At 64.4% G+C, this 19,233-nt stretch carries 17 protein-coding genes and 1 tRNA gene; 6 read left to right on the top strand and 12 right to left on the bottom strand.

What is annotated here, in order from left to right; all coding sequences use genetic code 11:
• Window positions 1–108 precede the first annotated feature (108 nt).
• The 3 genes from Q0319_RS09325 to mfd are packed head-to-tail and all read right to left on the bottom strand — an operon-like array spanning window position 109 to window position 5,184.
• Window positions 109–765, bottom strand: a complete 657-nt coding sequence (locus Q0319_RS09325; protein WP_299451933.1) for a TetR/AcrR family transcriptional regulator — start codon at window positions 763–765, stop codon at window positions 109–111.
• Window positions 766–823: 58 nt separating this feature from the next.
• Window positions 824–1,684, bottom strand: a complete 861-nt coding sequence (serB, locus tag Q0319_RS09320) for a phosphoserine phosphatase SerB (protein ID WP_296466474.1) — start codon at window positions 1,682–1,684, stop codon at window positions 824–826.
• Between the two features lie 23 nt (window positions 1,685–1,707).
• Window positions 1,708–5,184 (bottom strand): transcription-repair coupling factor, encoded by a 3,477-nt coding sequence (gene mfd / locus Q0319_RS09315; RefSeq protein WP_299451931.1) that lies wholly within the window; start codon window positions 5,182–5,184, stop codon window positions 1,708–1,710.
• Window positions 5,185–5,253: 69 nt separating this feature from the next.
• Between mfd and ispD the strand changes: the two genes are divergently transcribed.
• From ispD to Q0319_RS09300, 3 genes are all read left to right on the top strand, one after another.
• The gene (ispD, locus tag Q0319_RS09310) at window positions 5,254–5,973 is read left to right on the top strand and encodes a 2-C-methyl-D-erythritol 4-phosphate cytidylyltransferase (RefSeq protein ID WP_299451929.1); all 720 of its coding nucleotides are present in this window, start codon (window positions 5,254–5,256) and stop codon (window positions 5,971–5,973) included.
• Window positions 5,970–6,521: a 2-C-methyl-D-erythritol 2,4-cyclodiphosphate synthase gene (gene ispF / locus Q0319_RS09305; RefSeq protein ID WP_299451927.1), complete on the top strand. Its 552-nt coding sequence runs from the start codon at window positions 5,970–5,972 to the stop codon at window positions 6,519–6,521. The genes ispD and ispF overlap by 4 nt, the downstream gene beginning before the upstream one ends.
• 68 nt (window positions 6,522–6,589) lie before the next feature.
• Window positions 6,590–6,666 (top strand) — tRNA-Val (locus Q0319_RS09300).
• Window positions 6,667–6,828: 162 nt separating this feature from the next.
• On the opposite strand, the gene Q0319_RS09295 is transcribed toward Q0319_RS09300, so the two are convergent.
• The 7 genes from Q0319_RS09295 to Q0319_RS09265 all read right to left on the bottom strand — a co-directional run bounded on the left by Q0319_RS09295 (window position 6,829) and on the right by Q0319_RS09265 (window position 13,593).
• Window positions 6,829–7,794 carry a 2OG-Fe(II) oxygenase family protein gene (locus tag Q0319_RS09295; protein WP_299451925.1) on the bottom strand — a complete coding sequence of 322 codons (966 nt, stop codon included), beginning with the start codon at window positions 7,792–7,794 and terminating at the stop codon, window positions 6,829–6,831.
• A gap of 72 nt (window positions 7,795–7,866) precedes the next feature.
• Window positions 7,867–8,667: an ABC transporter permease gene (locus tag Q0319_RS09290; protein ID WP_299451922.1), complete on the bottom strand. Its 801-nt coding sequence runs from the start codon at window positions 8,665–8,667 to the stop codon at window positions 7,867–7,869.
• A gap of 3 nt (window positions 8,668–8,670) precedes the next feature.
• On the bottom strand, window positions 8,671–9,444 hold the full coding sequence (locus tag Q0319_RS09285) for an ABC transporter ATP-binding protein (protein ID WP_299451920.1): 774 nt from the start codon (window positions 9,442–9,444) through the stop codon (window positions 8,671–8,673).
• Entirely contained in the window at window positions 9,441–10,376 is a 936-nt protein-coding gene (locus tag Q0319_RS09280; RefSeq protein ID WP_299451918.1) for a LysR family transcriptional regulator, read from the bottom strand. Before Q0319_RS09280 ends, Q0319_RS09285 begins: the two co-directional genes overlap by 4 nt.
• Window positions 10,349–11,374, bottom strand: coding sequence for an adenosine deaminase (locus Q0319_RS09275; protein WP_299451916.1), 1,026 nt, complete (start codon window positions 11,372–11,374; stop codon window positions 10,349–10,351). The genes Q0319_RS09280 and Q0319_RS09275 overlap by 28 nt, the downstream gene beginning before the upstream one ends.
• Before the next feature lies 1 nt (window position 11,375).
• A complete protein-coding gene (locus Q0319_RS09270; protein WP_299451914.1) occupies window positions 11,376–12,476 on the bottom strand; it encodes an ABC transporter substrate-binding protein in 1,101 nt (366 codons plus the stop codon).
• Window positions 12,477–12,648: 172 nt separating this feature from the next.
• Window positions 12,649–13,593 (bottom strand): AraC family transcriptional regulator, encoded by a 945-nt coding sequence (locus Q0319_RS09265; protein WP_299451912.1) that lies wholly within the window; start codon window positions 13,591–13,593, stop codon window positions 12,649–12,651.
• A 136-nt stretch (window positions 13,594–13,729) separates the two neighbouring features.
• Between Q0319_RS09265 and Q0319_RS09260 the strand changes: the two genes are divergently transcribed.
• The gene (locus tag Q0319_RS09260; protein WP_299451910.1) at window positions 13,730–14,713 is read left to right on the top strand and encodes a tripartite tricarboxylate transporter substrate binding protein; all 984 of its coding nucleotides are present in this window, start codon (window positions 13,730–13,732) and stop codon (window positions 14,711–14,713) included.
• A 20-nt stretch (window positions 14,714–14,733) separates the two neighbouring features.
• Here the strand turns inward: Q0319_RS09260 and Q0319_RS09255 are convergent, their stop codons facing one another.
• Window positions 14,734–15,498, bottom strand: coding sequence for an SDR family oxidoreductase (locus Q0319_RS09255; RefSeq protein ID WP_296466612.1), 765 nt, complete (start codon window positions 15,496–15,498; stop codon window positions 14,734–14,736).
• Window positions 15,499–15,751: 253 nt separating this feature from the next.
• Here Q0319_RS09255 and Q0319_RS09250 point away from each other — a divergent pair, with 253 nt between their 5' ends.
• Window positions 15,752–16,213 carry a (2Fe-2S)-binding protein gene (locus Q0319_RS09250; protein WP_299451908.1) on the top strand — a complete coding sequence of 154 codons (462 nt, stop codon included), beginning with the start codon at window positions 15,752–15,754 and terminating at the stop codon, window positions 16,211–16,213.
• Between the two features lie 10 nt (window positions 16,214–16,223).
• Window positions 16,224–18,404 (top strand): molybdopterin cofactor-binding domain-containing protein, encoded by a 2,181-nt coding sequence (locus Q0319_RS09245; RefSeq protein ID WP_299451907.1) that lies wholly within the window; start codon window positions 16,224–16,226, stop codon window positions 18,402–18,404.
• A 61-nt stretch (window positions 18,405–18,465) separates the two neighbouring features.
• Here Q0319_RS09245 and Q0319_RS09240 read toward each other — a convergent pair whose 3' ends face one another.
• The gene (locus Q0319_RS09240) at window positions 18,466–19,197 is read right to left on the bottom strand and encodes a class II aldolase/adducin family protein (protein WP_296466602.1); all 732 of its coding nucleotides are present in this window, start codon (window positions 19,195–19,197) and stop codon (window positions 18,466–18,468) included.
• Window positions 19,198–19,233 lie beyond the last annotated feature (36 nt).

Here is a 19,233-nt window from a genome sequence, read left to right as displayed (position 1 = left end):
CATCATCCCACCGCCAAGGCGCATGGTGCCTAGGGATGATGAGGTTATTCGCCCGCTATCCCCAAGTTTTTCCACAATGGCTGGGGATAACCCTTGGGTCGGCCAAGGTCAAGGACGCAGGTAGCCCAAGATCACCTCGATCATGTGCGCCAGGCGTTCATCCAACGCTTCGGGCGACATGAGGTCGCGTCCAAAAATCTCTGACAGCGTGTATTTGTTCGACAGGTAGAAATACGCGATGCTGGCGATGGAGATGTAAAGCTGGATGGGGTCGACGCCCTTGCGGAACACTCCCATTTCTTGCCCGCGCTTCAGGATGTCGGCCAGCCACTGCACGAAGGGCGAGTGTATGTCGCGTACTTGGGAAGAGCGCTTGAGGTGCTCAGCCTGGTGCAGGTTTTCGCTGTTGAGCAGGCACAGGAACTCGGGGTGTTCCAGGTAGTAGCGCCAAGTGAACTCCACGAGCTTGCGCACCGCATCGGCCGGATTCAGGGCTTCGAGGTGCTGCGCCTGCTCGGCGCGCCGTATGGCGGCATAGGCACGCTCGAGGACAGCGAGGAAGAGGTCATCTTTATTGTTGAAGTAGTAGTAAATGAGCCGCTTGTCGACTCCGGCCCGTTCGGCAATCCGGTCCATGCGGGCGCCCCCCAAGCCCAGCGCCGCGAACTCGTGGGTCGCGGCGTCCAGGATGATCTGGCGCGTGCGATCGGCATCACGTATGCGCGGAGACTCCGCAGCAGGATTGGCAGTACGGCGTGCAGACATGGCCAAAGGTCCGTCAGTCACCACTGGAGCGTAACACTACAGCAGAAGCGCCGATCGATCAGCCCAGGGTATCTTCGAACCAGTTCAGGATGCCGTCCAGCCCGCACACGTTGAGCGCGTGGGTGGTTTTTTCCCGCACGACCGGCTTGGCATGATAGGCCACGCTCAGGCCGGCGAGCCCCAACATTTTCAAGTCGTTGGCGCCGTCGCCGACGGCGATGGCGCGGGAAAGCGGCGCCCCGTGCCGGCCGGCGAATTCGCGCAGGTGAGCAGCCTTGCCGTCGGCATCCAGGATCGCGCCCACGACCTTGCCGGTCAGCCGGCCATCGACCACTTCCAGCTCGTTGGCATGGGCTTCGTCCAGCTGCAGGCGGTGCTTCAGGCGGCCGGTGAACCAGGTGAAGCCTCCGGAAACGAGCAAGGTCTTGAGCCCCAGGCCGCGGGCAACTTCCAGCAGCCGCTCGGCGCCAGGGTTCAGTCGCAGCCGCTCGGCGTACACCCGCTCCAAAGCCTCCAGGGGCAGGCCTTGCAACAGGGCCACGCGACGGGTGAGACTTTCGCTGAAATCGGCGATTTCCCCGCGCATGGCAGCTTCCGTGATGGCGGCCACCTGCGGCTTGAGCCCGGCCATATCGGCGATCTCATCGATGCACTCGATGTTGATGAGGGTGGAATCCATGTCCATGGCCAGGATCTTCCAGTCGGCCAGGCGAGCGCCCGGCGCGACGTACGCCCAGTCCACGCCTGCCTGCTGGCAATAGGCGGCTACTTCGGCGCGCACGGCCGGCGCCCCGTCGGCCTCGACCAGGCGGACGGCGCCAGGCGCCAGTTCCATGGTTTTCTTGGCCTTCGCAAGGCGGGACAAGTGTTCGACGGCCTCGGAGGAGAGGTCAGGAGCCTGGATAACGAGATGGGTCATGTTCTGGACGGAAAAAAACGCGCTCAAGCCAAGAAGCGCAACACGGCGCGCACTGCCTCCACGCGGGATTTCAGGTCGACGCCCTTGATGTCGACGCGCAGCTTGTCCTGTCCGAAAAGCCGCATGTGGCGGTTCTTCTGGACCAGGCTGATCACCCGCATCGGATCGATTGGAGGATTGGGTTCGAATTGCAGCACTGCCGATTGCTCGCTAGCATCGATCTTGATGACGCCGACGGCCTTGGCAGCCAGGCGCAGCCTGTGGGTTTCAATCAAGGCGCGCGCCGCATCCGGCAGCTTGCCGAAACGGTCAATCAACTCTTCTTGGATCGCGTCGATCTCGCCGGCATCTTCACAATTGGCAAGCCGCTTGTAAATGGTTAGCCTAGCGTGCACGTCTCCGCAGTAGTCCTGGGGCAGAAGGGCAGGGACGTGCAAGTTGATTTCGGTCGTAGCCGACAACGGGGCGTTCAGGTCGGGCTCGCGGCCGTTCTTCAGGGCCCTGACTGCCTCGTTGAGCATGTCGGTATACATCTGGAAACCGACTTCCTGGATGTTGCCCGACTGCGATTCGCCCAGGATCTCGCCTACGCCGCGGATCTCGAGGTCGTGCATCGCCAAGTAAAAGCCCGAGCCCAGCTCTTCCATGGCCTGGATGGCTTCCAGGCGCTTCTTGGCGTTGCTGGTGATGGCGTCTTCGCCCGGCGTCAACAAATAGGCGTAAGCCTGGTGGTGCGAGCGGCCCACGCGGCCCCGCAGCTGGTGCAACTGGGCCAGGCCGAAACGGTCCGCCCGGTGCAGCACGATGGTGTTGGCGGTCGGCACGTCGATGCCCGTCTCGATGATGGTGGTGCACAGGAGCACGTTGTACTTCTGCTGGTAAAAGGCCTTCATCACCTGCTCCAGCTCGCGCTCAGGCATCTGGCCGTGCGCAACGGCGATGCGGGCTTCGGGCACCAACTCTTCGAGCATGGCGCGCCGGTTGTGGATGGTCTCGACCTCGTTATGGAGGAAGTACACTTGCCCCCCGCGCTTGAGCTCGCGCAGCAGCGCTTCCCGTATGGTGCTCCCGTCCTCGCGCCGGACGAAGGTCTTGATGGCCAGGCGCTTCTGCGGCGCGGTCGCAATGACCGAGAAATCGCGTATCCCCTCCAGCGACATGCCGAGGGTGCGGGGAATCGGGGTAGCCGTCAGGGTCAGCACGTCCACCTCGGCCCGCAGCGCCTTGAGGGCTTCCTTCTGGCGCACGCCGAAGCGGTGCTCCTCGTCGATGATGACCAAGCCCAGGTTCTTGAACTTGATCTTGTCCGATAGCAGCTTGTGGGTGCCGATCACGATGTCGACGCGACCGTCGTTGATCTGCTCGATCGAAGCCTGGATTTCCCTCGTCGACTTGAAGCGCGACAGCTCGACCACCTTGACCGGCCAGTCTGCGAAGCGATCGGCAAAATTTTGCGCGTGCTGTTCCGCCAGCAGCGTCGTGGGACACAACAACGCCACCTGCTTGTTGTTGGCCACGGCGATGAACGCCGCGCGCAGGGCGACTTCAGTCTTGCCGAAGCCCACGTCGCCACATACCAGCCGGTCCATGGGACGGCCGGAGGTCATGTCCTCGATCACGGCCTGGATGGCGGCTGCCTGGTCTGGCGTCTCCTCGAAGCCGAAAGACTCCGCGAAAGCCTCATAATCGGCAAGGGGCAGCTTGAACTGGTAACCCTGGCGGGTGGCGCGCCGCGCATAGAGATTAAGTAGCTCGGCCGCGGCGTCCCGCGCTTGGGCAGCCGCCTTGCGGCGGGCTTTTTCCCACTGGCCGGACCCAAGCTGATGCAGCGGCGCCGTGTCAGGGTCCGCGCCGCTATAGCGCGAGATGACGTGCAATTGGGATACCGGCACGTAAAGCGTGCTGCCGCCGGCGTATTCCAGGTGCAGGAATTCCATGTCTCCTTCGCCGATGTCCATGCTGACCAGCCCCTGGTATCGGCCGATGCCGTGCTGGACGTGGACGACCGGGTCGCCCACGCGCAGCTCCGACAGGTCGCGCACCATGGACTCGACGTTGCTCGCGCGCTCCTGCCCGCGCTTGCCCCGGCGCACCGTGTGGCCCGCGAATAAATCGCTTTCGGTCAGGAACAGCAGGTTCGCCTCGGCCAGGCCGAAACCCGAAGAAAGGGGGGCGATCCCGATGGCAAAAGCGCTGGGCTGCTCGAGGAATCCTTGGATGGAGTCGACCGGGTCCGGACGCAAGCCAAACTCCGCCAGCATTTGGGAAATGGTTTCGCGCCGTCCCGCCGATTCCGCGCACAACAGCACCTTGAGGTCTGGCCGGGCGATCAGGGCGCGCAGGCGCGCCACGGGATCCTCGGCCTTGCGCTGTATGGCGACTTCTGGCGGAGATGTGAACGCGGGATGCTGGCGATCGCTGCTCAACGCCAGGCGGGCAAAGCGCTTGAGCTGGCCGAACAGGCCTTCGGCATCGAGGAAAATTCGCGAAGGGGGGAGGATGGGGCGTTCGCGATCGCTCTTGAGGAACTCGTAGCGGCTCGTCGTATCCTGCAGGAAGCGCCGGATGGTGTCTTCGACGTCACCCAGGGTGACCGTGATGGTTTGGTCGCCGAGATAGTCGAACAAAGTCGCCGTTTCGTCGAAGAACAACGGCAGGTAGTATTCGACGCCAGGGAATGCAATGCCGTTGCCAATGTCTTTGTACGGCATGGCACGCGAAGGGTCGCCTTCGAACTGCTCGCGAAAGCGCGCCCGGAATTCGTTGCGCGCGGCCTCGTCCATCGGAAATTCGCGGCCCGGCAGCAGCTGGATCTCCTTGACGGGATACAGGCTGCGCTGGGTATCGATGTCGAAGCTGCGGATGGACTCGATCACGTCGTCAAACAAATCGAGCCGATAGGGCAGGGCCGACCCCATGGGAAATAGGTCGATCAACCCGCCCCGGATGCAGAATTCGCCTGGTGCCGTCACCTGCGTGACGTGGGAGTAGTTGGCGAGCGTCAATTGTGCCCGCAGCGCCGCCTCGTCGAGCGTATCGCCCTGCTTGAACGAAAACGTGTAGGCCGCGAGGAACGAGGGCGGGGCGAGCCGGTAGAGTGCCGTCGTCACTGGCACCGTCAGTACGTCCACGCCTTGCTGCATCAACGCATGCAAGGCCTTGAGGCGCTCGGAAATGAGGTCCTCGTGCGGGGAGAACGAATCGTAGGGCAGTGTTTCCCAATCTGGAAACTGATGGACCCTCAGCTCCGGCGCAAACAGGCGCACCTCTTCGGCCAGGCGCTGGGCGTCGAGGGGGTCGGCGGTGAGGATGGCGAGCGGCTTGGACGCCTGGCGCGCGAGATCGGCGAGCAGCCAGGCATCTCCGGCGCCGGGCGGGCGCGGCTGGACGTAGCGCTCTCCCGGCCTGAGCGCCGCCAAGACGGCTTGGGTGAGCGCCGAAGGCAAGGCAAGGGTCGGACGGGCGAGGGAGCTAGACGCGGTAACGGGCGGGAGGGACATCGGTCTCGTGCAAAGAGCGTCGCCAATGGGCCGGCGCGGCCTGGACGGCAATTCCGTATTATAGAAGCCATGACACCGAGCTCTCGATTGATCGCCATCGTGCCCGCGGCGGGCGTCGGCTCCCGCGCGGCCGGCCCTTCGCCGGACGGGTCGGCGCCCCTCCCCAAGCAATACCGCAAGATTGCCGGCCAGCCCATGCTACGCCACGCAGTGCGCGCGCTCTTGGCCGAGGAGCGCATCGACCGCGTGGTCGTTGCCGTCGCGCCGGGCGACCGCGAGGCTGAATCGGCCCTGGACGGCCTGGCGCGCGTGGCTTGCCTGCCTTGCGGCGGCGCAACCCGTGCGCAGACGGTCACCAACGCCTTGGCACGTTGCGAAGCCCAGGCCGACGACTGGATCCTCGTCCACGACGCGGCCCGCCCCGGCTTGCCGGCCATCACCTTGCGCGCGCTGATCGACGCCTGCCTGCACGACGAAGTGGGCGGCCTGCTTGCCCTGCCCGTGGCCGATACCATCAAGGCCCAGGGCGGCGACGATCCTCCCCGGGTGGGGCGCACCGTTGCCCGCGACGGGCTGTGGCAGGCGCAAACGCCCCAAATGTTTCGTGCGGGCCTGCTGCGCAAGGCCTTGGCTCACGCCGAAATCCGCCAGCTGCCGGTGACCGACGAAGCAAGCGCCGTGGAGGCCTTGGGGCTCGCGCCGTGCCTGGTGCCCGGTACGCTATCGAACTTCAAGGTGACCTGGCCGGAGGATTTCGCCTTGATGGAAAAATTCCTGGATCGCACATGACGAAAGACAAACCCATCGATCCCGCCGCCTACCCCTATCGCATCGGGCAAGGCTACGACGTCCATGCACTGGTCGAAGGCCGGCCGCTCATCATCGGTGGCGTGCGCATTCCCCACAGCCACGGCCTGCTGGGACATTCCGACGCCGACGTGCTGCTCCACGCCGTCACCGACGCCCTGTTGGGCGCGGCAGGCTTGGGCGACATCGGCCGCCACTTTCCGGACACCGATCCGGCTTACGCCGGTGCGAACAGTCGCGTGTTGCTGCGCACGGCCGTGCAGCGCGTGGCCGAAGCAGGATGGATGGCGATCAACATCGATGCGACGGTGCATGCGCAAGCGCCCAAGATAGGCCCGCACGCCGCCGCGATGGCAGAAAACATCGCCGCCGACCTCGGCGTTCCGGTCGCCTGCGTCAACATCAAGGCCAAGACCAACGAATCCCTCGGTTTCCTCGGGCGCAAGGAGGGCATCGCCGCAACTGTCGTGACTTTGCTCGCTCGGCGCCCGGACACCTTTCTCTACGAAGATATCTACGCCGGCGATTGATGTGAGCGCATCATTTGACACTCACGGAAAATCCAATATAAAATTCAATTCTTCGCTGCTTACACAGCAGGCGCGTAGCTCAGTTGGTTAGAGCACCACCTTGACATGGTGGGGGTCGTTGGTTCGAATCCAATCGCGCCTACCAAATTCCCGGGGCCCGGCACGAAATTTTGTGCCGGGCCTTTTTGCTTGCCCGAACGCCCGGAGCACAGCGTGCGCCATGCGATTCCCGCGGAGGCGCATGGGGCGGGTACGCCAAGCTTTTCTCTCGTGAAGGCGTCCGCCGCGAGATTCCGCGGCCCCTGCATCAAGCCTTGTACTTTTGCACCTCGCGGAAGCGCTTGACTAGGTAGTCGCCGGACTTGATCGGCGGATACTTCGGCGGATTCACCTCCGACTGGAAGTTAGGCAGGCAGTGTACTGGCGCGTCATAGTCCAGGTTGAAGAAGGTGGGGATGGAGTAACGCTCCTGGCCGGTGCGATTCACCACGCGATGCAAGTTGGAGGTAAAGCGATCGTTCGTCCACACCTTTACCATGTCGCCCAGGTTGATGACGAAGGTGCCATCGATGTACGGCGCGGAAATCCACTCGCCGTCCCGCTTCATCAGCTCCAAGCCACCAATGGGGTCCTGGGCCAGGATGGTCACCATACCGTAGTCAGTGTGCGGTGCCACGCCAAGGGCTTTCTCCGCGTCGGGCACTTGCGGCGGGTAGTGGAAGAGCCGACTCTGGACCATCGGTTTCTTGCACCACTGCAGGAAAAAGCCTTCTTCCTGCTCCAGCGCGAGCGCCAGCAACCGCAGCAAATCCTTGCCGAGGCGCAGCGTATGGTTGAAATACGCCTCTGCCGCCGGCCGCAGCCAGGGGGCGCATTCCGGCCAACGATTGGGCCCGTGCAGCGGGCGCCCGGCCACCACGTCGGGATCAGTGAGTGGCAGGTCCATCCCAAACTCGTAGCTTTCCTTGAGGTCTGGGTCGTAGCCAGGATGCTGGTTGATGCCGTACGGCATGAAGCCGCGCCGGAAGCGCTCGTCGATTTTGTCGCCCAGCCGGATTGCTTCGGGCAGGGCGAAGTAGCGGCGCGTCGCGTCGAAGACGTCGGCGACCACCTGCTCGGGCACGCCGTGCCCGGCCACATAGAAAAAGCCGGTCCCCAGGCAGGCCGCGCGCAGCTGCTCGACCAGCGCGTCAGGCGTGCCGCCGGCCAGCCACGAGGACAGGTCGAGGGTGGGGACTTCCGAAGGTGAGGCACTTCGTGGTGCTTGAAGCATGATGGGCTCCCGTCGATGAAGGTAGGCATCCGGCCTTGTCGAGGCGTCGAAATGGGGAAGCACGGCGTGGACTCAGGCGCCGGTGATGTCGGCGAAGGAGTCCACCCAGAAAATCACCTTGCGCGCGATGGTCTTCATCACGATGTGCAGGCCAATGCCGATGAGCGAAAGAATCACCAGGATGGCGAAGACGCCCGCCGTGTCGAGCGAAAAATTCCGCTGCAGGATGAGATAACCCAGGCCGGATTGCGAACCGACGAACTCGCCCACGATGGCGCCGATGACGGCCAGCACGATGCCAATGTCCAGGCCGACGAATACATAGGGCAGGGACTGCGGCAGCCGCACTATGCGGAACACCTGCCAGCGGGACGCCGTGAACGCCATCATCAGGTCGATCTGGTCGCGCGGGGCTGAGCGCAATCCGACGATGGTGTTTGCCAGCACGGGGAAGAACACAATGGTGGCGGTGATCACTATCTTGGAGGTCGCGCCAAAACCGAACCACACCACGAACAGCGGTGCGACGGCCACCTTGGGCATGGCTTGGAAGGCAACCACATAGGGATAAAGCACGGCTTCGAGCACGGCTGACTGCCCGATCGCCGCTCCGAGCAAGAAACCTGCCGCCGCGCCGATCGCGAATCCGATGAGGATCTCGTAGAGTGTTACGCCCAAATGGAGCCAATATTCGCCGGAGGCAAAACCGTCGCAGAGCGATTTCCCGACCTCGACGGGCCCTGGGAATACTAGCGGCGAGACGTCGAATGCGCGCAGCCCGAGGTGCCACGCCAGCATGACGAGGACGAAGAAGGCGGCGACCAGGATGCGCCGCCCATTCGGTGTCTGGGAGTAAGAAACGAGGTTTGCCATGGGTCAATCCAATCCGCCGACAGCTTGCAGGTTGGCGCGGATGTCGGATACGTACGCGCCGAAAGCGTCCGAGTTGATGATGCTGAGCGGGCGCGGCTTGGGCAGGTCCACTTCCACGATCTTCGTCACCCGGCCAGGCCGGGGCGACATGACCACAACTCGGTCGCCCAGGAACACCGCTTCCGGAATGCTGTGGGTGACGAGCATGATGGTCGTCCCGCTACGCTCCTTGATGCGCAATAACTCGACGTTCATGCTTTCGCGCGTCATAGCGTCCAGCGCCCCGAACGGTTCGTCCATCAACAGCACTTTGGGCTCGTTGACCAGCGCGCGGGCGATGCCGACCCGCTGCTGCATGCCGCCGGACAGTTCGCCGGGATATTTGGTTGCGAAGCCGGCGAGGCCGACCATGTCGAGATATTCCTGGGCCTTGGCCGTGGCGGCAGCCATGTCCCGCCGTTGGATCTGCGCGGGCACGAGCACGTTCTGCAACACCGTCCGCCAAGGCAGCAGTACCGGCACCTGGAACACCACGCCGATGTCGCGGCTGGGGCCGGACAACGGCACGCCACCCATTGACACGGTTCCGGAGGTCGGTACCTCGAGCCCGGCAAGAATGCGCAGCAGGGTGCTCTTGCCGCAGCCACTGGGGCCGACGACGGTCACGAATTCGCCCTGGCGCACGTCGAAGTCGACGTTTTGGAGCGCGATGACCTCGCCACCGTCTTTGCTCGAAAACGTCTTGTCGATGGAGGAAAAAGAGAAGGCCGCGGTCACGCTTGCTCCAGTTCTTTCAAAGTCTCGATGAGCTGGTCGATGAACACCAGGGTTGCGCTCGGCAGGTTCCGGCCCCTGCGCACGCACACGGTCAGCCGCTGGGCCTTGACGCGGGAATCTTTGAACGGCACGTAGCGATAGCCGCGCGGAGCTTCTCTCTGGTACGTCAGCTCCTCGTTCACAAGCGCGATGCCGAGCCCGGCAACGGCCACGCTACGCAACAGCTCGTAAGAATTGGAGACCAGAACGGCACGGGGCCGGATCTTGGCCTTGGCGAACATCTCGTCGTAATCGCGCTTGGCGCCGATGCTGGCGTCCGGCAGGGCCAATCCGTACTCGACGCAGTCCGACAGCCGGATCGATTCACGCTCATAGAGCGGATGTCCGGCGCTCACCAAGACGCGAGTGGGCAGCATGCGCTCGTAGATATGCTGGACGTCGGAAATGGGCGGCGGGTTGAAGGCGAGAGAGGCTTCCAGCTCATCGTTGGCCACCATCTCCACCAACCGCGGGGTGCCGTGGAGGTGGACCTGGTAAGTCACGCCGGGATACCGCTGGTTGAAGCTCGCCAGGAACTCGGGAATGAAATCCCGCGCGAAGGTCTCGGGCGCGCCGAACCGGATTTGGCCCCGCCGCAATTGCTTGAGTCCCTCGATGTCGGAGCGCACGCGGTCCATTTCGGTATCGAGGGTCTGCACGAACCGCATCAGCAGCTCGCCCGCCGCCGTCAGGCACAGCGCGGTGCGGCCCGGGCCGCGCTCGAACAGCGGTGCCCCCAAGTCTTCCTCCAGGGCCGCGATCTGCCGGCTGATGGCCGAAGGTGCAATGTACATGGCGTCGGCCGCCGCACGGAACGAACCGCTGCGCGCCACCTCGGCGAAATACCGGAGCGCCGTGATGGAAATCATGCCGGAGCCGCGGCCGAGCGCCATGCGTCGATCTCTGCCAACAGCGCCGTCTTCCGTGCCGGCGAGACAAAAGACGCGCAGATGCTGTTGCGGGCAAGCAGCGTCAGGGCGTCGATGTCCAGGCCCAGCGCCTGGTGGCAGGCGAGGTAGTTCGCGTTCACGTATCCCCCGAAGTACGATGGGTCGTCGGAGTTCACCGTCACGTTCAATCCCACGCGCAGCATCGCGACGAGCGGGTGGCGCGCCATGCTTTCGACGAGGCACAGCCGCAGGTTGGAGAGCGGGCAGACCGTCAGGGGCGTTCCGCGCGCGACGAGGTCTTGCACCAGAGAGGCGTCGTCGAGGCAATTGTTGCCGTGGTCAATGCGATCCACTTGCAATAGCTCCACCGCTTCACGTACGTATCCGGCTGGACCTTCCTCGCCAGCGTGCGCCGTGACACGGAATCCCCGCTCGCGGCAGGCGGCAAAAAACCGCGCGAACTTCGAAGGCGGATTGCCTACCTCGGCGCCGCCCAGGCCGAAGCCGAGGATGCGATCGTGCCAGGGCTCGGACGCCTCCAGCATCGCCAGCGCATCCTCCTCGGGCAAGTGCCGCTGCGCGCCGAGGAGCAGGCCACTGGAGATGCCGTCTTCCCGCTGCGCCGCATCCATTGCGGCGAGTACCCCTTCGAGCACAGTCGCCAACGCGACGCCGCGCCGGGTGTGGGCCTGCGGACCAATGAACATCTCGGCGTGACGCACGCCATCGGCATGCGCGCGCCGCAGGTAGGCCCGGGTGACATCATGGAAGTCGCGCTCCGTCACCAGGACCCGGCAGCCGTCGTAATAGAGATTCAGGAAGGATTGCAAGTTCTGGAACCGATACGCCCGCCGCACTTCTTCCACGGTTTTCCAGCGCAGCGGAACGGCGTTGCGGGCAGCCAGCTCGATCATCCAATCCGGCTCGATTGAACCCTCGATGTGGATGTGCAATTCCGCCTTGGGCAAACCTGCCACGTAATGCGCCACGGCGGGCGACACTTCAAACTCCACGGCAGGCCTTGGCATCGGCGATGATCGCTTCATGCTCGAAGCCGTTGACGGCCTCGATGAACCCGGGCTTGTCGATGAGGAAGGCCTCGGGGGGCAGCGTACGCTTGATCAGCTTTTCCCGGAACATGAAGTCCTGGAACCGCCCGTAGGCTGCAGGATCCATCGCGCCGATAAACTTGCCCCCGTTCATGTGGTGTGCATCCCGCATGGTGTCGAGCTGGGCATTGAGCAAAGCCAAGTCCCACTTGGCGAGCGTGGCTTCATCGGCGCCCGTGGGCTTGGAGTTGGGGAAGGCCGCCCAATGGACCCTGCGCGCGCAATCGGGGTTCGTCATGGCGAACAGCCACGCCTTGGCCGAACCGCGCGCGATAGCTTCGACCATGGCAGGATCCGAATCAATGGTCTTCTGCAAGGTACCCAGCGTGAAGTCCGGCATGGAGCGCCAATCCGGCGAGCGGAACACGCGCAGCTTGGCGCCCGCGTTTTCGAAGCCGGTCAGGGCTGACTGCCAGAACATCAGGCCCTGGACGCGGTTGCTCTTTAGCGCATCCAAGGCCGGAGCACCCGCGCCGACGGCAATGATTTGCACGTCGCTGTCGGGATTCAGCCCGCTGTTGCGCAGATAGCCTTTGAGCAGCGGATAGCCGCCGGTGGCAAGGCTGACGATGCCGATCCGCTTGCCCTTGAACTCCGAGATCGATTGGATGGGACTGTCTTCCAAGACTGCGACACCCCAGTCGATCACGCCGGTGCCCAGGATGCCCCGCACCGGAAGGTTGGCGTCGGTGTTGGCCTGGATCAGGCCGGTGGAATTGAGCTGGGCGAACTGGATGGTGCCCGTCGCGAGCTGCTGTAGCCCCTGGGCGGAGCCCGACACACCGATGACTTCCACGTCGTAGCCTTCTTCGCGCCAATAGCCCTTGGCTAGCGGCAACATGAGCCACGGGTAGGCCACGTTGAGCACTTGAGTGCCCACGGCGATAGAGACTTTCTTGAGGGGATTGGCGGGGGCCGCGGCCGCGGTGGACAACGCGAAGCACGCGACAAGCGCGGCGAGCGTGCGGGAGAGACTGCCGGAAACCAAAGGCATGGAGGACTCCTGCGTCAAGGAACGCGAGGAATCTACCATGCAGGTTCATTGCTAAAAAGAAGCTTATTTCGAACCATTTGTTGCTGAAAAGAGAACATACGTAGGTGCGGTGAATCTCTTCCCGGGTAGGGCTGGCAAGGCCGGCGATCTGCAAGGACGCGCGGCGTGCTCGTTACGATACCAGGCGGCTTACCCGTTGCGCGTGCCGTGCGGGCGAATACCCCGCCCATCGCGCAAACGCGCGCGAAAACGCCTTTTCCGAGGTATAGCCCACGTGCTCGGCCACCTCGATCAACGGCATCCTACGTTCTTCGAGCAAGCCGGCCGCCACCGACATCCGGTGCCGGAACAGGTATTCCATCGGCGTCAGCCCGACCAGGCTCGCGAACAAGGCGCTAAAGCGGGAACGCGACATGTGGACGGCCTCGGCCAGTTCCGCCAGCGTCCAATCGCGTGCGGGCTCGCGATGCATGAGCGCGATGGCGCTCGCCACCGATTTATGCGTGAGTCCGCGCAGCCAATTGGCCTGGCGCGGGTGTTCGCCCTCCAGGTGCTCGCGCAGGATGTGCACGAGGAGCAGGTCGGCCAAGCGTGCGGCGGCGAGCTTCCAGCCGCTGCGCCGCGCCAACGATTCGTCCACCAGCAGGTGCATTGCGCCTGCTAGCCCGCCGCCTACGCTCAATTCACTGGCCCGCAGGTGTATGCAGCGCGGCAGGATGGCCATGACCGTACTGCGGCAATAGGCCGAAAACCAAGTCAAGGTGGAGAACATGGTCGAGGTGCCGCCACCTCCGCCCCAGGTCATGACGAAGGGCGTGTCTTCTTCCGGGCCGCCGCGGTAGCGTGCGATCAATTCACTGAACGGCGTCGGCGGCACGCCCGGGTCGGACGACATGACGTGGGCGCTGCCGTGCGGGAGCATCACCAGGTCGTCGGGCTGCACGAGGAAAGGCGGGGCATCTTCGACCTGCATCCAGTATGGCTTGCCCGTGACCATGCGGATCATGGCGCCGCTGACCCCCTTGGACTGCAACGCCCAGGGTTCGGACAGCGTGAAGCGGGCGGTGACCGCCCGTTCACAGCGGCAAATAGAAAGAACTTCGCTCAAAGCATCCACGCAGAGCACCTTTGCTTCGGCGCCGAGCAAGTTGAGACGCTCGGTGCCTTTGTTCGATCGCCTGAGTTGTTGTTGGCGCGCCATTACAGCAGAAGAATGCGGGCACGCGCCCGGTTTGGCGCATCAAGGAAGCTTCATGACATTGCGTTTCTCTCGATTCTTGACCGCGGCCGTCGCCGCCATACTGCCTGCCGTTGGCGCCCAGGCGCAAACGCAGTCGTTTCCGTCCAAGGCCGTCACGATCGTCGTCGCCTATCCGGCCGGAGGCGACACGGACGTACTGGCCCGCATCCTGGCCGAAAAACTCACTGCCCGGACAGGGCAGCGCGTCGTGGTCGACAACCGGCCGGGCGCCAGCGGCGCGATCGGCGCAGCCAGCGTGATGCGCGCCGCGCCCGATGGCTACACGCTGCTGGTGGCGCCGCAGACCATGGCGATCACGCCCTTGGTGCTCAAGCTCGGGCCCGGCGTCAGCTACGATCCGAGCAAGGACTTTACGCCCGTCGTCAAGCTGGGCATCAATCCTTTGCTGCTGCTCAGCCGTGCAGGCGACGGGCCGCAGAATCTCAAGCAGCTCATCGAGCTCGCCCGCAAGGACCAGAACGTAAGCTATGCCAGCCCGGGCATGGGATCGCCCATGCACGTGGCAGCCGAAGTGCTGAATCATGACGCGGGCGTGCAGATCCGCCACATTCCATACCGCGGCGTCGCGCCGGCGCTGGTCGATCTCGTGGGTGGCCAAGTCACGGTCGCCTGGTTGTCGCCAGGCGCCGTCGCCCAGCAGCTTCCCTCCGGCAAGCTGCGACCACTGGCGGTTTCGGGCGAAACCCGCTGGCCCACGCTGCCCGAGGTCCCAACCTTTGCCGAACTCGGCTACAAGAACGTGGACATCGTGCCCTGGTACGGCCTGTTCGGACCGAAAGGCCTGCCCGCTGACGTCCTCAGCAGCCTGAATCACCATGTGAATGAAGTGTTGCGCATGCCGGAGGTCGCGGAAAGGCTGCGCGGCCTGGGCATTGAACCCCAGGGCGGCGCGCCGGCCCGCCTTCAATCGGTTGTCGAGGCGGACTGGCGCAGTTTCTCGCAGCGGGTAAAGGAGTTTGCCATCCAAGCGGAGTAAGCAGGGGAGCGCCGCCGGGCTCACCCCGCGGCGTCGCTGGACATGACCAAGTAGCCGCCGTCCACGGGTAGCACGACACCCGTGACGAAGGCGGCGGCTGGCGACGCAAGGAACATTACCGGCCCCACCATGTCTTCCGGCTGCCCCCAGCGCCCGAGCGGGGTTCTCGCCTCGATCGCCCGGTAGCGCGCTGGGTTCGCCGTCATGTCGCGGACCATGGGCGTTTCCACGAACCCCGGGGCGATGGCATTGACCCGGATGCCGTCGGCGGCGTACGCAATGGCCAGCGATTTGGTCAGTTGCGCCACGCCCCCCTTGGAAGCCGAATAACCCGGCACCTGGGCGCCACCGAAAACGCTCAGGATGGACGTGGTGTTGACGATCGCGCCCCGGCGGGTGGCCAGTGCAGGACGCAACGCGGCACACATGCGCATGGTGCCGTTCAAGTTCGTATCCACGACGTCGACGAATACCGCCGGATCGACGAGTTCGGCGCCACGCCGGATAATGCCGGCGCAATTGACGAGCACGTCGAGCTCCTGGAAGCAGGACGCGAAATCTCGCACGGCCTGCCCATCGCGCACGTCCAGGACGGCGCATTCCACCCGCTCCAAACCCGGCTCTCTTCGCGCACTTTCGACTTCATGCAGCGTCGCACCGGTGGCCGTGACGCGCGCGCCGCGCGCCGCAAACGCCGCGGCGACGGCGCGGCCTATGCCGGAAGTACCGCCGGTGATCAGCACCCGCGTATCGGAGGACAAAGAATAATCGAACGCTACGGTCACACAGTTTCCTTTTGAGTTCTCAGGCTTCTCGCGACGGGTCGTCGCGGCATGGGCTCATGCTAGGCAGCGCGCGCCAGGCGCTCAACCTCCGGGCTGTTCAATGTGAGGCACCGCGCGTCTCAACGCGTGCCTGGCCCCGCAGGGAAAAATCCCCGGTGCGCGTGGATTTTGCGTCACGCGTGCGCTAGCATCATCCTCACCGCCCATGCGGCCATCCCGTTCGCAGGCGCGGCGCACACGAAGGAGACATCCAGTGATCGAGTTCAAGCTCAATGGAAAGCAGGTGTCGATCGATGCCACCGACGACAAGCCTTTGCTCTGGGTATTGCGGGAGAACTTCCAGCTCACCGGGACGAAGTTCGGATGCGGCATGGCGCAGTGCGGTGCCTGTACGGTGCACCTCAACGGGCAACCGATGCGCTCCTGCATTTTGCCGATGAGCGCCGTCACGGGCGCATCCGTGACCACCATCGAGGGACTCATGGAGACGAAAGCCGGCCAAGCCCTGAGCCAGGCTTGGGTCGAACACCAGGTGCCGCAGTGCGGCTACTGCCAGTCCGGCCAGCTGATGACCGCCGCCAGCCTGGTAACGGGGCCGGACAAGACGCTCTCGCGCGAGCAGGTGCTCGAACGCATGGCCGGAAACCTTTGCCGGTGCGGCACCTACAACCGCATCGCCGATGCGGTGGTCAACGCTCGGAAATCGCTGGGCTAGGAGGGCAGACATGGAGACGAAAACACTATCCCGCCGCGCGTTCCTCGTCGGCTCGGGCGCGGCTACCCTGGGAGTCGTGATGGGAGGCTGGGCAGCCTCCCGCGGCGACACCGCGTGGCTGCTACCCGGGGCGCATGCGGCGAACGCGCCGTTCAGTCCCATTGCCTGGGTGAACCTCGCCGCCGACAACACGGCCGTCATCTACTCTCCTGCCTCGGAAATGGGGCAGGGCACGATGACCTCCATTCCCGTGATCATCGCGGAAGAAATGGACTTGGACTGGAGCAAAGTGCGCGTCGAACAAGCGCCCGGCGACCCCAAGCGGTTCGGCAACCCGGGCTTCGGGGGAGCCATGGTGACCGGATCCTCGCGCACGGTCAAAGGTTATTACGAAACGCTGCGCCTGGCGGGATTGCAGGGCAAGCTAGTCCTGGTCCAAGCGGCTGCGGCGAAATGGGGCGTGCCGGCCTCGGAGGTCCGCACCGAGCGCAGCACGCTCATCCACCCACCGAGCGGCCGGCGCATGACTTATGGGGAGCTGGCCCAAAGCGCGCAGGCGCCGGCCGAGCTGCCGAAGGTGGACAAGGGCATGCTCAAGCCCATGTCGGCGTTCACCCTCATCGGCAAAGACCTGCCGCGCGTGGAAGTACCGGCAAAGTCCAACGGCACGGCACAATTTGGAATCGACGTCCGCCTGCCCGGCATGCTCTGGGCTGCCATCCTGCACGCGCCGGTGCAGGGTGAGAAACCCCTCACGGTCTCCGACGCCGAAGCGCTAGCCGTACCGGGCGTCAAGAAAGTCGTGCGCCTGCCCCATGGCGTAGGCGTGGTGGCCGATTCGTTTTTCACGGCCCGCAAGGCGCGGGATTTGCTCAAGGTCACTTGGAGCACGGAGTCCAAAGCGAGGTCGTACGACAGCGAAGCGGCCCTCAAGCAATTCGTCGCCCGCGCGGAACGGCTCGACGATGCCGGCGCGGTCTGGCACAAACAGGGGGATGCGGCGCAGAAACTGGCCGGCGCCACGCGCGTACTCCGCGCCACCTACACCTCCGAGCACGTAGCGCAGACCACGCTGGAACCCATGAACTGCACGGCGCGGGCCGATGGTGACAAGATCGAGATCTGGGTGCCGTCACAATCTCCCTCGGGCGTCATCGGCGTTGTGTCTGCCGGCGCGGGATTCAAGCCTGAAAACATCAAGGTCAACATCACGCTGCTCGGTGGGGGGTATGGCCGTCGAGCCGAGGCGGACTACAGCCTCGAAGCCGCGCTGCTTGCCAAGGCCATGCCCGGCGTACCGATCCAGGTGATCTGGACCCGAGAGGACGACTTCCTGCGATCCCGTCCACGCCCCATGACGGCACAACACCTGGTCGCGGGCATCGACGCCCAAGGGCGTATCGTCGGATGGCGCCACAGGCTCGTATCCGAAAGCATCACCGCCCGCACGGCCCCCGCCATCTACGAAAAGACAGGCGGGAAAGACTCTCCCGTCATGGAAGGATCAGACTGCGTCTATCAGATCACCGACCAGCTCATCGAGCATTGCCGCGAACAGCGGGGCGTAGACGTGAGCTTTTGGCGAGCGGTAGGGGCCGGCTATACCAAGTTCGCGATCGAGACCATGATCGACGAAATTGCCGCCTCGGTAGGCAAGGATCCGCTCCAGTACCGGCTTGACATGACCGCGCATGCCCCGCGCGCCCAGGCGGTGCTGCGCGAGGTGGCGGCCATGGCGGGCTGGGGCAAGCCCGTCAAGCCAGGCCGGGCGCTGGGCCTGGCATTCTCCGACACGTGGAGCTCGTTCATCGCGCTGGTTGCCGAAGTCTCTGTCGAAAACGGCCGGCCGGCGGTTCATCACCTTTGGGCCGCGGTCGATTGCGGTCATGCCATCAGTCCCGCCAACATCAAGGCGCAGATTGAAGGCGCCGCGATCTTCGGGCTGTCCGCCGCACTCGGAGAACGCCTGGTCTACAAGGGCGGTCAAGTGCAACAACAAAACCTGCACATGTACCCGCTCTTGCGCGCGAACCTGGCCCCCGTGGTCGAGGTGAAACTGACGCCGACCGACAATCCGCCCGGCGGCATCGGCGAGGTGGGCTTGCCGCCCGTGGCGCCCGCGGTGGCCAACGCGGTGGCCAAACTGACCGGCAAGCGCCTGCGTAACCTGCCGTTCCCACAAACGATCTGAGCAACGCTGCGGCAGGCCGTCGAGTGTTCGATCACGAGCCTCGGCGGCCTGCCGGGCCAGGTCAGTCCTCCATGGCTTTCTTCTTCCACAGCTCCCATGGGCGGAACATCACGCCCGCCATGGTGTCGTCGGCCTTGGCAGCCTCTTCCTCGCTCAGGTAAGTGACTTCGCCCCCAAGGGTTATGGCCTTTTGCTGCAAGGATGCGTTGGTCTCGGTGTACATCGCCCGGTAAACGGCGATGCGCACGTCGCTCCCAACCGCCACGAAACCGTGGCCGCGCATAAGAGCAACGTTCTGCGCCCCGAGCGTCTTGGCAAGTGCTTCGCCGTGCTCGCGGCATCGCACCAGCAGGTCTGTCGCCCCGAAGCAGCAGCGTATGTCGAATACGGGCGCACCGCCCGACAGGAAACCGGCCATGTGGTAGATGGGCCGCAGGCGCACCGAAGAGCCCGCGAACGGGATGACGGACGGAGAATGGCTGTGGACGACCGCATTGACGTCCGGTCGCGCCCGGTAGATCTCGCCGTGGATGAAGCGCTCGAGGTAGGGCGTGCGCGCGTCGCCGCCGACCGCATTGGAGTCTTCGTCGAACTCCATGATGTCGGCCGCGGTGACCAATTCAGGTGCCAACGAGCGCGCAAGCAGAAAATGCCCAGGGCGTTCCGGATGGCGGATGCTGACGTGGCCGAAGCCGTCGAGCACGCCGTATTTCGCAAGCACGCGATTGGCGACGACTAGATCGTCGAGGTGCTGCGCCAGCGAGGCGCTATCAGAGGGTAGCGAAGCAGACATGGCACTCCAGATACTCAGATAGGAAAGGGAAAGGGT

The sequence above is a fragment of the uncultured Pigmentiphaga sp. genome, from assembly GCF_937950555.1.
In the GTDB taxonomy this organism is placed as follows: domain Bacteria; phylum Pseudomonadota; class Gammaproteobacteria; order Burkholderiales; family Burkholderiaceae_B; genus Pigmentiphaga.
This window is presented reverse-complemented; position numbering and strand designations above follow the sequence as displayed.

Bases quoted from the DNA above. Each gene is read 5' to 3' on its own strand.
- Q0319_RS09325 (WP_299451933.1), bottom strand. From the start codon at position 765: ATGTCTGCACGCCGTACTGCCAATCCTGCTGCGGAGTCTCCGCGCATA.
- serB (WP_296466474.1), bottom strand. From the start codon at position 1,684: ATGACCCATCTCGTTATCCAGGCTCCTGACCTCTCCTCCGAGGCCGTC.
- mfd (WP_299451931.1), bottom strand. From the start codon at position 5,184: ATGTCCCTCCCGCCCGTTACCGCGTCTAGCTCCCTCGCCCGTCCGACC.
- ispD (WP_299451929.1), top strand. From the start codon at position 5,254: ATGACACCGAGCTCTCGATTGATCGCCATCGTGCCCGCGGCGGGCGTC.
- ispF (WP_299451927.1), top strand. From the start codon at position 5,970: ATGACGAAAGACAAACCCATCGATCCCGCCGCCTACCCCTATCGCATC.
- Q0319_RS09295 (WP_299451925.1), bottom strand. From the start codon at position 7,794: ATGCTTCAAGCACCACGAAGTGCCTCACCTTCGGAAGTCCCCACCCTC.
- Q0319_RS09290 (WP_299451922.1), bottom strand. From the start codon at position 8,667: ATGGCAAACCTCGTTTCTTACTCCCAGACACCGAATGGGCGGCGCATC.
- Q0319_RS09280 (WP_299451918.1), bottom strand. From the start codon at position 10,376: ATGGCGCTCGGCCGCGGCTCCGGCATGATTTCCATCACGGCGCTCCGG.
- Q0319_RS09270 (WP_299451914.1), bottom strand. From the start codon at position 12,476: ATGCCTTTGGTTTCCGGCAGTCTCTCCCGCACGCTCGCCGCGCTTGTC.
- Q0319_RS09260 (WP_299451910.1), top strand. From the start codon at position 13,730: ATGACATTGCGTTTCTCTCGATTCTTGACCGCGGCCGTCGCCGCCATA.
- Q0319_RS09245 (WP_299451907.1), top strand. From the start codon at position 16,224: ATGGAGACGAAAACACTATCCCGCCGCGCGTTCCTCGTCGGCTCGGGC.
- Q0319_RS09240 (WP_296466602.1), bottom strand. From the start codon at position 19,197: ATGTCTGCTTCGCTACCCTCTGATAGCGCCTCGCTGGCGCAGCACCTC.